Here is a 12,812-nt window from a genome sequence, read left to right on the forward strand (position 1 = left end):
GCGGTGGTTCAGTCAACTTCTTTCGCGACTGACACACCGCTTTCGCGAGCAAGCCCGCTCCCACATTTGGACCGCATTCCTACCGACGGCGGAGTGTGGGTTCGCGTTCCATACACTCCACCAGATAATCAATAAATACCCGCAACTTCGGCGGTAAATACCGTGTAGGCGAATGCAGCAACCACGCCTCGCCATGGTAGGACGCAATAAAATCCCACTCGGGCAACACCTGCACCAAACTCCCCGCCTCCAAGGCATGGCGCGCCGTGAAGTACGGCAAGCTGCCAATCCCCACATGCTGCAACACCGCATCCAGGCGCACGCCGGTATGGTTCGCGGCGTAGCGCCCGCGCACGCCCACGGTCACCGCCTTGGCGCCCTGACGAAACTTCCAGCGTGAATCCCCCGGCGTTTCCCCCAGGTAAATGCAGCTGTGCTCCAGCAAATCATGGGGATGTTCAGGCGTACCCTGCCCAGCCAGGTACTGCGGTGTTGCGCACAGCAAATGCTCGATGGGCAATAGTTGGCGGCCGACCAGGCCCGGTGGCGGGCTGTCGGTGATGCGGATGCTGAGGTCCACGTTGTCGTCGATCAGGTCCACATGCCGGTCTTCCAGGATCAACTGCACATCTACCTTGGGATAGCGCCGCAAAAACTCCGGCATATGCGGATGCACTACAAACCGGCCCACCGCCTTGGGCACGCTGATCCGCACCAGGCCTTCGGCCTCATGGGTGAACTGGCCGCTGATCTCCATGACCGAACGCGCCGCGTTGACCATCTCCTGGCAACGCTTGAACACCTCTTCACCGCCTTCGCTCAAGCGCAACTTGCGCGTAGTGCGTTGCAGCAACCGCGTGGCCAGGGCCTGTTCGAGGCGCGAGATACTGCGGCTCACTGCCGAGGGTGAAACGCTCAGTTGTCGCGCCGCTTCGGAGAAACTGCCGGTCTCCACGACTTTGACGAAAATCGCCATTTCACCCAGCAGTGGCAAAGGAAGATTGATGCTCATGACGCACAGGTCCATTGATAATTGAACGGATTATCACCCATCCACGCACTATTTATACTGCCCGTAGAACTCTGATGCGGATGTAAATAATGACCGAGCGCCTGTTTTTCACCCACGACCATCTGACTGCCGAGCTTGAAGTGCTGAGCTGCACGCCACACGACGGTCTGTTTGCCGTCACCTTGCAGTCGACTATTTTCCATCCCCAAGGCGGCGGGCAACCCTTCGACACCGGCTGGCTTGGCGATAGCCAGATTCTGCGCGTCACCCAGGAAGCCGACCGAGTGGTGCATTATGTTGACCAGCCTCTGGAGCCCGGCCCGGTCACCGCACGGGTCGACGCACAGCGCCGCGCCCTGCACACTCGCCTGCATTCGGCCGGGCACCTGATTGGCAATGCGGGAGAAAGCCTCGGCTGGATGCCGATAAAGGCCCACCATTGGCCGGGCGAATGCAAAATCACCTTTATCCGTGGCGAAATAGCCCAGGCCATCGACGCCGAGGCGATCCAGCAACAGGTCAACCAATGGATTGCCGCCGACTACCCACGCCATATGACCCTGGAAGACGGTGCCCGTGAAGTGGGTTTCGGCGAACTGCCCGCCTACGCCTGCGGTGGCACCCATGTGCAAGCGTTGAGCGAACTGGGCCAGGTGACGATCCTGGCCTTGTCGGAGAAAAAAGGCGCGCTGTCGGTGCGTTACAGCCTCGACTAAACCGCAATCGCGCCCGCCCGCCCCGGCTCCACCACAAACGACTTGAGGGTCGACACCATGGCATTGGGATCGCGCGGGTCGGTTATCACCCGAAAATTCGTCAGCATCTTCTGGGCCGCAAGCTCTACCGAGACATACCCACGCTGGCGACTGTCGAAAAACTTCACATGCGGATTAAGCGGCAGGATCTTGCTGAACGCCTCAAAGGGCGGGCCATCGGAGGTCACCGAACTGCCGACGAACTCCGTGGCGATCACTGGCGAGTCCGGGTTGTTGGCGTCGGCATGCAGGTCGGTGGTCCAGAACGAGTGGATATCCCCGCCCCAGAACACCGGGTTACTGACCTTGTGACGCTCGATGGACGCCAGCATCCGTGAACGGTTGGCCATGTAGCCGTCCCAGCCATCGGTCCAGTGACCGACCTTGTGGCTGGTCAGGTCGCGCTGGATCAAGGGTGCCACCAGCAAGTCCTGGGCGATCACATTCCACTGCGCCTGCGACTGGGCAAATCCCTGGTCCAGCCAGGCCTCTTGTTGCCAGCCAAGCAGGGTGCGACCGAGGTCGCGCAGGTCGCTGCAAGTGTTGGCGGCAATATGCCCCTGATGGCTGCCGTTGGCCTGGATGCAGGGTTGCTCGGAGCGATACTGGCGCCCATCCAACACATGAAAACGCGCCAGGCGGCCGTAGTCCAGGCGCCGGTAAATACGCATGTCCGGCCCCTTCGGCACGCTGCTGGCGCGCAGCGGCATGTGCTCGTAAAACGCCTGGTACGCCGCCGCCCGCTGCTGGAGAAATTGCGCCACGGGAATCTTCGGGTCCTGGGACCAGCGGTTGGCGTAGTCATTCTGCACTTCGTGGTCGTCCCAGGTCGCCACGCTGGGGGCGGCCGCGTGCAGGGCTTGCAGGTCCGGATCGGTTTTGTACAGGGCGTAGCGGTTGCGGTAGTCGCTCAAGCTCTTGGCGTTACCGCTGCCATGGCACCGAATGACTTTTCCCGAGTCGGCTGCGTAAGAGCTGTCGTAAATGTAGTCCCCGAGAAAAAACACCAGGTCGGGTTGTTCCGCTGCCAGGTGGCGATAGGCGCTGAAGTAACCGCGCTCCCAATGCGAGCAGGAAACAAACCCCAGCCGAGCCGAGGCCATCGCCTGCAAGAGTGGCGTGGTGCGCGCCTGACCCACCGGGCTCTGTGCGCCGAGGCCTTCGAACTGGTACCAATACGGCCGGCCTGCCGCAAGCCCGGCCACTTCAACATGCACCGAATGGGCGAACCGCTCAGTCGCCATGACTTCGCCCTGCTTCACGATGCGCGTCATCGCCGCATCACTGGCCACCCGCCAGCGCACCGGTACGGCGCGGCTCAAGCCGCCCTGCCCGTCAGCTGCGTTGAACAACGGCGCCAGGCGTGTCCAGATCACAAAACCATCCGGCAGCGGGTCGCCCGAGGCCACGCCGAGGGTGAACGGGTAATCCACCCCGGCACTGCGCGCGAACGGGCTGAGGATTGAAAACGCAGTGGCGACCGCCAGCCCGCTGAGGACGCGGCGCCGGCCGTGGTCCACTGCGCCAGTCACAACGCGCGCTCCCAGTCCTCACGCACGGTGGCAAAGCCCAGCAGGTCTTCATACACGCCATTCTTGAGAAACGCCTGGCGCAGACAACCCTCGTAGCGCAGGCCGATTTTCTGCATGACTCGCGCCGATTCCTTGTTGCGGCCAAAGCATTGGCTGCCGACACGCTGCAACCCCAGCTCAGTGAACCCGAAGTCCATCACCGCACTCGCCGCTTCTGCCGCATACCCCCGATTGCGCGCGTGCGCCCCCACCCAATACCCCAAGTGCCCCGCGTGATGACGAGCCGAGACACGCAGGCTGATCATGCCGATCAATTCGCCGGTTTCCCGCACATGCATGCCCAGGTTCAACAACTCGCCGGTGCGGTATTTTTCTGCGGCACCGGCGATAAAACTCTGCGCGATTTCCAAGGTATAGGGCGACGGAATATTCGCCGTGTTATCCGCGATGGCCGGCTCGTTGACGAGGCCGAAGAGCACCTCGGCCTGGTCCATTTCCAGCGCCCGCAATAGTAGTCGCTGGGTCGACAATTGAGGCAGTGCAGTGGTCATACGCGGCAGCTCTTCAAGTAAATTCTCCCAGAGTGTACCGCCTTCGTGTCAATTGCATTACGTCATGAAACCGTCAGGTAAAAACTCTGAAAGACGCGTCCTAGAGCCTTTAAAACGTCAATTAAAGTTAACCATTCGGTCATTTTTGGTTGTTAGCGTGTCGCCCCTAATTCAACGACGGGGTAACAGAATGAGAACCTGGGATGAACCCAAGAAACGCAAGGCACACATCGAGTTGATCCCCATGATCGACGTGATGATGTTCCTCCTGGTGTTTTTCGTACTGGTAAGTTTGAACGTGATCCCGGCACTCGGCATGAAGACCCAATTGCCGAGCGCCAGCAGCTCGCAGCAACTCAAGCCGCAGAATAAATTCATTCTGACCCTGGGCCTGCAAGGCCAGCTGCAACTGGACGGCAAGGACCTCACCGTCGATGCGTTGGTGCCGGCGCTCAAGGCCGCAGAAAAGCCTGATACCAAGTCGACCATCATCGTCAACAGCGACAAAGGCGTAGAGGTTTCGCGCCTGGTGGAAGTCATGGACACCCTGCGTCTGGGTGGCTTTACCTCCGTGTCCATTGCCACGCGTAAGTCTTGATCATGTATGTACTGTTTCGTGCGCGTCAGCTGCTGGGCAGTGTCCCGGCCCTGCTCGCCCTGGTGCTGATTGCACTGGGTATCCAGTCCCAACCGTTGAAAATCCAGCCGCAGTACGACGAGTCGGCGGTCGAGCTCGCCCTGGTCGAGCCCGAACCCGAAGTGGTTCCAGAGCCTGTGGTCGAGCAAGAGCCGCCACCGCCGGTGATCGAAGACGAAGAGGCCGAACCGGCCCCGCCGTCGCCACCTCCAAAGCCACTGCCAAAACCTGAACCCAAGCCCAAGCCTGTGCCCAAACCCAAGCCCGTGGTGGCTGCCAAACCGACTCCGACTCCAACGCCAGTCGCACCGGTCGCGGCCAAGCCGGTACAGGCCGCCGTCGCGCCAACACCGGCGCCGCCCGCGCCACCGGCACCGCCCAAAGTGGATGGCCAGGCACTGGAAGGCGGTTACCTCAAGGGGCTGCGCAACGAGCTGGACACTTACAAGCAATACCCCACCGGGCGCCAGGCGTCCCTCGAACGCCCCAGTGGCGAGGTGGTGGTGTGGTTGATGGTGGATCGACAAGGCCGCGTCCTTGATGCCGGGATCCAGACCCCGGCGCCGAGCATGCTGCTCAATCGGGCCGCTACCAATAGCCTGCGCCGCATCAAGCAGGTCAAGCCGTTCCCCGAACAAGCCTTCGGTGGACGTAACGAACAACGCTTCACCGCCACCTTCAACTACAGCGTGCAATAAGCACCGACACCAGGACGACAGTGATGAGGTTCACACGTATTCATCTGGCACTTGTTGCCGCGACAAGCATGACCCATGGAGTGGTTATGGCTGATACCAGTGACAGTGACGTCGGCACGATCGGAGTTCAAGGAGGCAAGGCAACCGCGGGGGGCGGTTACATGGTCCAGGAAGAGAGCGCCAAGGGCCGCTCGACCATCACCAAGGAAGCGTTGGACAAGCAAACCGCCACCGGCAATGCCATCGACAAGCTCAAGTACACGCCGGGCCTGAACATCTCCAGTGAGGACAACACCGGCCTGTCGGGCTTTCGCTTCACTATGCGCGGCATGAACTCCGACCAGGTCGGTATGTCGGTGGATGGCATGCCGATCAACGACTCCGGCAACTACGCGCTGTACTCTAACTTGCTCGGCGACCCGGAAAACATCGACCAGATCTTCGTCACCCAGGGCTCGTCGGAAGCCGACGGCCCGCACATCGGCTCCAGCGGTGGCAACATCGGTATCGTGACGATTCGGCCGACCAAGGAAACCGGTGCGTTCGTCAAACAAGTGGTGGGCAGCAACGCCACTCGCAAGACCTTCGCGCGCCTCAACACCGGCGAAGTCAACGGCCTGAGCAACTGGCTGTCGGCCTCCCACACCGAAGGCCAGATGTGGCGCGGCTCGGGCGCGGTGCGTGCGGACAAGGTGGAGTGGAACAGCTTTTTCGACGCCGGCAACGGCAACACCGCCAACCTGATCCTCAAGTACCACGAGCAGGACAACAACAGTTACAGCCAACTGACCAAGGCGCAGTTCCAGCAGTTCGGCCGCAAGTACGACCCCTACCCGGCCAAACCGGCGCTGGGTTCCAACGGCAAGGTCAGCAGCTATTACGACCTGGCACAGAACCCGTTCCAGACCTTCACCGCCGTGCTCAACACTCAGTACAAGCTGAGCGATAACCTGTCGCTCTCGGTGATCCCGTATTACTACTACGGCAACGGCAGCGGCGTGGGCTCCTCCGCCTATGCACTCAACAGCGGTTCCAACAAAGGCGGCGTGTTCGACCTTGGCAACCTGCCGACGCAGGCCCAATACAACGCCGACGGCTCGGCAACGACGGGCGTTTACTACCGCCCTTCGCGCACCCAGACCTGGCGCCCGGGCATCACCACCAAGCTGAACTGGGACCTGGGCGACCACAGCCTGCAATTCGGCTACTGGTACGAGCGCGCGCGCCAAAGCCAGACCCAGCCGTTCATTGCCCTCAAGAACAGCGGCAAGCCCAGCGACACCTGGCCGGACGCCAGCTCCGTGGTCGACGCCAATGGCAACACCGTACAAGGTCGCGACCGCTACACCGTGACCCCGGCGCAAAAAGTCTGGGCCCAGGACACCTGGTACATCAACTCGGACTGGACCCTGATCGCCGGCCTTGCCTACATGAATGTCGAGCGTGAGGGTACCAACCACGGCAGCCTCACCGAACAACCGGGCAAGGCCAACCAGACCTACAACAAGTTGCTGCCCAACGCCGGCCTGAAATACCAGCTCGACGAGCGTGACCAGTTGTTCTACAGCCTTTCGCGCAACATGCGTATCCCGCAGAACTACGTGCTGTACGACAAAGGCGTGGGCTCCCTGGACTCCAAGCCGGAACTGAGCTGGAACCAGGAACTGGGCTGGCGCTACACCGGCGAAGACATGACCCTCGCCGCCACCCTGTTCTACATGCAGTTCAAGAACCGCCAGCTCACGTCCCTGGACAGCAACGGCGATTCGGCCGACATCAACGCTGGCACCGTGATCAACAAAGGCCTGGAACTGGAGTGGAGCGGCAAGCTGGCGCACAACTTCAACTACTACACCTCCTACACCTATACCAGTTCCAAGCAGCAGGACGACCTGACCGTCTTCAGCGCCGGCAAACCGATCGTATTGCCCACCAGCGGCAAGCAGTTCGCCAACGTGCCGACCAACATGCTGGCGGCCAACATCGGCTACGACGACGGGCGCTTCTACGGCACCTTCGGCGGCAAGTTCACCAGCAAGCTCTACGGCGATCTGACCAACGACGAAGCCATCTCGGCGCGCACCATTTTCAACCTCGGCGCCGGTATCTACCTGCCTGTGGACAAGAAAGTGGTCAAGGACGCCACCCTGCGTCTGAACGTCGACAACCTGTTTGACAAGAAGTACCTGGACGGCGTGTACACCACCAAGACCAACGCGGCGAGCTACAGCGGTTTCCGCGATGGCGACCCGGCTTACATCGTCGGCCTGGACCGTACCGTCACGGTTTCCCTGGAAGCGAATTTCTGATTAATCACCTGAGAGGAACACACTCATGGACATGGACCTGCTGCACCAAATCACCTTCTATGTGATGTACGCCGCGATGGCGATTGCGATCTTCATCACCATCGAACGGGGCATCTACTTCGCCTACGTGCGCCGCCAGGCCCGCGCCCTGACCGACGTGCTCGGCGCCAACGTACACAGCGAGCGCGACCTGCCGCAAAGCCTCACCCGCCGCGACAGCCTGCCCCTGAACATGGTGCTGCCGATCCTCGCGCAGAAGGCCTCCAACGGCTCGCGCAAGGACCTGGACGACGAAATCGAAACCCAGTACCTCAAGACCCGCGCGCCGCTGTCGCGCAGCCTGTGGATCATCGAGACCATCACCACCGCCGCGCCATTGCTGGGCCTGCTGGGCACCATCCTCGGCATCATCGACACCTTCAAGGCGTTGGCCAGTGCCGGCGTGTCCGACCCAGGCCAGATCTCCGGTGGTATCGGTACGGCCTTGTTCGCCACCGGCCTGGGTATCGCCATCGCGCTGTTCTGCGTGGTGTTCCACAACTTCTTCCAGGACAGCCTGGAGCGCATCAACGACCAGCTGAAAATCCTGCTGATCCGCGCGGCCAGCGGTGCCCGTGTTCAGGGTGAAGTGCCACACCTGGTGCCGACGCCGTTGCATACCCGCACCGCATAACCTTCAAGGCGGGCGCGTAGTGCACCCGCCTTTCTTTTGCCCGATGAGACGTCTATGTCCCTCTCGATGAAGTTGCGTATCGCCGGCCTGACCGGCCTTCTTTTGAGTCCGCTTGCCCAAGCGGACTTTTCAATTGCAGGGTTTGAATTGGTGCACACCGTGCCAGTGGACACCGCGCTGGGCACTGCCGACCTGCGCCAGCCAGGGCCGGTGTGGATCGAGTTGTTTGATGGTGCCAAAAGCAGCATTGATATCGGCCAGTTCTATGCCGCCGACCATCCCGGTTCGGTGATGGACAAGGTGATTGAGCACTTGGAAGCTGCCGGCAAACGGGGTGTGAAAATTCGCTTTCTGCTCGAGGAAAAAGGCATTCGGCTGTCGGAGGCGTCTACCCTGGAACGCTTGCGGGCGATTCCCAACCTGACCTTTCGCGTACTGGCCTATGGGCAGTTGAGCGGCGGCATCATCCACGCCAAATACATGGTGGTGGACGGCAAGCAGGCGTTTGTCGGCAGTCAGAATTTCGATTGGCGCTCGCTGGAGCATATCCACGAGACTGGCTTGCGCATCAGCGATGCCACGGTAGTCAGCCAGGTGCAGGCAATCTTTAACCAGGACTGGCAGGCCCAGGCCGCACTCGCGGACAAGCAACCGGTGCCGCTGCCTGCCGCAAGCCCGGAGCCTGCGCGCACCGGCAACTACTTGGTGGCCAGCCCGCAGCGCTACAACCCGCCAGGCGTGGGCGACTCACAACTGGAACTGCCGCGCCTGCTGAGCGAAGCCAGGAAAGAAGTGCGCGTGCAATTGCTCGACTACGCGCCGCTGTCTTACGGACCGGACCGGACCCGCCCCTACTACGCAGTGATCGACAACGCCGTGCGCGCCGCGGCTGCGCGTGGGGTATCGGTCAAGCTGATGGTGTCCAACTGGAACACCGACAAACTCGAACTGCCCTACCTCAAAAGCCTGGCCGTGCTGCCCAACGTCGAGGTCAAGATCGTCACCCTGCCCGAGGCCAAACAAGGGTTTATCCCTTATGCGCGGGTGATCCACAGCAAGACCATGGAGATCGACGGGCAAGTGGCCTGGGTCGGCACCAGCAATTGGCTGGGCGGGTATCTGGATAACTCGCGCAATTTGGAGGTGGTGATGCATGACGCGGCGATGGCCAAGCGCATCGGCGAGTTGCACGAGCAGTTGTGGGATGGGCCGTATGCCAAGGCATTGGACGTGATGGCGCAGTACCCGGAGCCGCATCCGGGCAAGCCTTAATGCCAGTCAGTTAAGACATAGCCGGTAACTGTGGCGAGGGAGCTTGCTCCCGTTGGACTGCGTAGCAGTCCCATTTTTGGGGCCGCTTCGCGCCCCAGCGGGAGCAAGCTCCCTCGCCACAGGCCGCTAGTTGTCAGTTCTAGCTTTTAACTGACTGGCATTAGGGCAAGCCTTGAGCACCCATTTCAAACTTCACTGTAGCTCCCACATTTGGTTACTGGACAACTCTGCTACTTGAGTAGGACATTTCCCAGGCCGAGGCTCCCTATCCCGGCCTTGGTGATGGTAGTGTGTGGAAATGTTTCTGACAGATCGATCAGAAACCTCTTACTCACTGCCTGCAAAGGAATGCCTCTGACCATGCACTTTCCCCTCAAGAAACGGGTGGCTGCCACCCTGTTCGCCGCCAGCTTCGCGGCCGTCGCCACGCCCGTCTCCGCCAATATCAGCGCCGAACAAAGCACCGCCATTATCAAGAGTTTCAACGAAGCGTCGGCCACCGATTTCCGTGGTTTCCTCGCCACCCTGGCCAAGGGCGACCTGGCAAAAACCGACGACGTCGGCCCGGCCATCGAAGCCTTTCTCGCCAACAAAACCCTGAGCGCCGACCAGCAGAACGAAATCAATCGCCTGCTGGGGATTTACACCCGCGTGAAGTACGGCAAGGCCGCGCTGGAAACCCTGCGCGAGCTGGTAGAGATCCCGACCTTCAACGTCGACGGCCTGCCGCAGTACAAGAACCCGCAATTTCTCAAGATCGCCGACAAGATCCAGGGCCTGGCCAAAGCCTTCAACCTGAACTTCCGTAATGTCGACAACCGCGTCTACGAAATCACTCTGGAAGGCAGCGGCGATGAAGTGGTCGGTATTCACGCCCACGCCGACGTGGTGCCGGTGACGCCGGAAAACTGGGTGCTCAAGGACGGCACCAAACTTGACCCGTTCAAGGTCACACTGATCGGCGACCGCATGTACGGCCGTGGCACCGAGGATGACAAGAACGGCATTGTGGTGGCGATGTATGCGATGAAGGTCATCAAGGAAGAAAAACTGCCACTGGCGCGCAACTTCAAGCTGCTGGTGGACACCACTGAAGAAACCTCTGGCGACGCCATTCCTTACTACTTCGCGCACAACCCAACGCCGCAATACAACCTGGCGCTTGATGGCGGCTACCCGGTGGTCATTGCCGAAAAAGGCCACGGCGCCATCATGGCCACCTTCCCGGTGCGCAAAGGTGACGGCAAAGGCGCAGAAATCATCACGATGACCGGCGGCGCGGCCACCAACCAGATTCCTTCGGTGTCGGTGGCTACATTACTCAGCGACACACCCGCCGAGTTGGCAGCCAGCCTGCAAAAAGCCGGCAATGAATACGCCAACAGTCATGGCGGCGACTTCACGGTAGCGGCCAAGGTGGTGGGCAAAGAGGTCAAGCTGACGGTCACCGGTGTGTCCGCGCACTCGTCGGAACCTGAAACCGGCGTCAACCCGGTCGCACGCATGCTGGAGCTGATCCACAGCGTCGACGGCAAGATTGCCCTCAAGCACAACCACATCACCGACGCTGCGCAGTACGCCGCCGACAACTGGGGCCTGGATTACCTGGGCGGCAAGCTGGGCGTGGGCTTCTCCGATGCGTTCATGGGGCCGCTGACCACTTCGCTGACCTTTGTCGGCCAAGACGCCAAAACCTTCAAGCTGGCGGTGGACCTGCGCATTCCCAAGGGCAAGTCGCCGGAAACACTCAAGGCCGAGATCGAAGAGAAAATCAACGCCTGGGACAAGCGCACCAAGGTGGCCATGAACGTCACTTACTCGGTGGCCGAGCCGATGTACCGCAACCCGGAAGGTGAATGGGTCAAAGCGCTGTTGGCCGTGGCCAGCGAAAACCTCGGCATGGAGCATAAGTTCGGCACGTCGGCCGGCGCGACCTCCGTGCATAGGCTGCCCAATGGCGTGCAATTCGGCCTGGCGAAGCCGGACGTGAAGTACACCGGGCACACCGACGGTGAGTTCAAGACCGTCGAACAGTTCCTGCTGGACCTGCAGATCGTCACGGAAATGATCGGCCGTGTGGGGCAACTGCCGAAGCTCTGATAAGCGCAGGTAAAAACCACAACGCCGATCAATCGTGATCGGCGTTGTGGTTAACCAGGACTTGCTTGCGACCTAAAACATATCCATCGCATTGCACAGCTTGGCCTTCTGCACCGGCACGTTCTGCGGTTTCCCCGTCGGGTTCAGGTGCTGCAATGCAATCAGGCACTGGCCACCGTCGAGCAGGATCAGTTCGTAATCCTGCCCGGCCTTGGGGGTGAAGTGAAAGCTTTGCCTGCAGCTATAGGAATTGCCGCCGGAAACATAGCCCTCACTCTGGAAGTTCATGGCAAAAGACTTGTTCGCCGGCACCTTCAGTTCGCTACGCGCCGAGCCTTGTGCCTCCACCCGGCGGTTGCTCTCGGGCATGCCCAGGCTGCGGCCATTATTCTGACCCGCAAAACCGGATTCGGACACGGCCATCACCCCGGCGCCAGGCACACGCCAGTCGATGCAGTCACGGCCCGGCACGCCGCGCGCCATGCCATTGGTGATCACACGCAAACGTGCGGTGTCCCCTGCTGTGGGTTCAACATAGGGCGTGTTGTAAGCACGGATATTGGAAATGTTGCCGCAACCACTCACGGCCACGGCCAGGCCGGCTATCAGAAACGCTCTCATGGACATCCTTTTTTTGAGGGTTAACGGCAGTGATAAGGGCTTTCGCTGCGCAGTTCCTCGCCGGTCCGGGCATCGCGAATGATGACCGTTGCCCCCGGTGCGTTGAGGCAGAACGCATTGCGTATGGGGTAAATGTTATGGCCCTCGGCGGTGAAGGTGCCGAGCTTGGTTATCTGGGCGCCGGAGGCGTCGTGAGCCGTCACGGTGTATTCACCCGACATGGTCAGGCAGCCGCTCAGTGACAGCAGCAAGGTGGCGCAGATTGCGTATTTCACAGGTGATGTCCCTATCGTGTTGAGTGACGAGCCCTTAAAAACAGGGCGGTTCTTTTGGGGTTTCATTGCGCCGACTCACAGGCCCTCAACGGCTCCTTGGGGTGCAATGCACAGATATCAAAACCGTCACGCCGGGTGTAGCCCGCACGCTTCATACACACAAATCGCTGGGCCATCTCCTGGAAGCTGGCTTTGGGATCAATGCCGGAGCCATTCTTTTCACCACACGCCAACATGGACGCAACCACATCCTGGTGGCTGGCGCCGGGCTTCTCCCACAAGTCGGCATCGGCCGTGGGGGGCTGGAATGGCTTGCTAAAGCAAGCGCTGACAAAAGGTGCAACCAACACAATTAACGCCAGATGTTTAAGCCGCAT

Annotated in this window: 13 protein-coding genes; 7 read left to right on the top strand and 6 right to left on the bottom strand. The window is 60.6% G+C overall.

The features are described 5' to 3' along the window. Positions 1-79 precede the first annotated feature (79 nt). Positions 80-1,012, bottom strand: a complete 933-nt coding sequence (locus ACTD9P_RS16135) for a LysR family transcriptional regulator (RefSeq protein WP_438868459.1) — start codon at positions 1,010-1,012, stop codon at positions 80-82. A gap of 89 nt (positions 1,013-1,101) precedes the next feature. Between ACTD9P_RS16135 and ACTD9P_RS16140 the strand changes: the two genes are divergently transcribed. Next, positions 1,102-1,728 carry an alanyl-tRNA editing protein gene (locus tag ACTD9P_RS16140; RefSeq protein ID WP_438868460.1) on the top strand — a complete coding sequence of 209 codons (627 nt, stop codon included), beginning with the start codon at positions 1,102-1,104 and terminating at the stop codon, positions 1,726-1,728. Here ACTD9P_RS16140 and ACTD9P_RS16145 read toward each other — a convergent pair. Together ACTD9P_RS16145 and ACTD9P_RS16150 are read right to left on the bottom strand one after the other, a co-directional pair. Continuing rightward, positions 1,725-3,299 carry an alkaline phosphatase D family protein gene (locus ACTD9P_RS16145; protein ID WP_438868461.1) on the bottom strand — a complete coding sequence of 525 codons (1,575 nt, stop codon included), beginning with the start codon at positions 3,297-3,299 and terminating at the stop codon, positions 1,725-1,727. The genes ACTD9P_RS16140 and ACTD9P_RS16145 overlap by 4 nt on opposite strands. Then, on the bottom strand, positions 3,296-3,850 hold the full coding sequence (locus ACTD9P_RS16150; RefSeq protein ID WP_438868462.1) for a GNAT family N-acetyltransferase: 555 nt from the start codon (positions 3,848-3,850) through the stop codon (positions 3,296-3,298). Before ACTD9P_RS16150 ends, ACTD9P_RS16145 begins: the two co-directional genes overlap by 4 nt. Positions 3,851-4,040: 190 nt before the next feature. Here ACTD9P_RS16150 and ACTD9P_RS16155 point away from each other — a divergent pair, with 190 nt between their 5' ends. The 6 genes from ACTD9P_RS16155 (at position 4,041) to ACTD9P_RS16180 (ending at position 11,539) form a co-directional block, all read left to right on the top strand. Then, on the top strand, positions 4,041-4,448 hold the full coding sequence (locus ACTD9P_RS16155) for an ExbD/TolR family protein (protein WP_200434511.1): 408 nt from the start codon (positions 4,041-4,043) through the stop codon (positions 4,446-4,448). Between the two features lie 2 nt (positions 4,449-4,450). Beyond that, positions 4,451-5,185, top strand: coding sequence for an energy transducer TonB family protein (locus ACTD9P_RS16160; RefSeq protein ID WP_438868463.1), 735 nt, complete (start codon positions 4,451-4,453; stop codon positions 5,183-5,185). 23 nt (positions 5,186-5,208) lie between these two features. After that, positions 5,209-7,494, top strand: a complete 2,286-nt coding sequence (locus ACTD9P_RS16165; protein ID WP_438868464.1) for a TonB-dependent receptor — start codon at positions 5,209-5,211, stop codon at positions 7,492-7,494. 25 nt (positions 7,495-7,519) lie between these two features. Continuing rightward, positions 7,520-8,167, top strand: a complete 648-nt coding sequence (locus ACTD9P_RS16170; protein ID WP_219268178.1) for a MotA/TolQ/ExbB proton channel family protein — start codon at positions 7,520-7,522, stop codon at positions 8,165-8,167. A 54-nt stretch (positions 8,168-8,221) separates the two neighbouring features. Beyond that, positions 8,222-9,439, top strand: coding sequence for a phospholipase D-like domain-containing protein (locus ACTD9P_RS16175; protein ID WP_438868465.1), 1,218 nt, complete (start codon positions 8,222-8,224; stop codon positions 9,437-9,439). A 360-nt stretch (positions 9,440-9,799) separates the two neighbouring features. Next, positions 9,800-11,539, top strand: coding sequence for a dipeptidase (locus ACTD9P_RS16180; RefSeq protein ID WP_438868466.1), 1,740 nt, complete (start codon positions 9,800-9,802; stop codon positions 11,537-11,539). A gap of 72 nt (positions 11,540-11,611) precedes the next feature. Here ACTD9P_RS16180 and ACTD9P_RS16185 read toward each other — a convergent pair whose 3' ends face one another. From ACTD9P_RS16185 to ACTD9P_RS16195, 3 genes are all read right to left on the bottom strand, one after another. Next, entirely contained in the window at positions 11,612-12,160 is a 549-nt protein-coding gene (locus ACTD9P_RS16185; RefSeq protein ID WP_438868467.1) for a hypothetical protein, read from the bottom strand. 20 nt (positions 12,161-12,180) lie between these two features. Then, positions 12,181-12,435 carry a hypothetical protein gene (locus ACTD9P_RS16190; protein WP_040268219.1) on the bottom strand — a complete coding sequence of 85 codons (255 nt, stop codon included), beginning with the start codon at positions 12,433-12,435 and terminating at the stop codon, positions 12,181-12,183. A gap of 62 nt (positions 12,436-12,497) precedes the next feature. Further along, positions 12,498-12,812 (bottom strand): hypothetical protein, encoded by a 315-nt coding sequence (locus ACTD9P_RS16195; RefSeq protein ID WP_438868468.1) that lies wholly within the window; start codon positions 12,810-12,812, stop codon positions 12,498-12,500.

Origin of the sequence: Pseudomonas onubensis (assembly GCF_965653655.1) — a bacterium.
In the GTDB taxonomy this organism is placed as follows: domain Bacteria; phylum Pseudomonadota; class Gammaproteobacteria; order Pseudomonadales; family Pseudomonadaceae; genus Aquipseudomonas.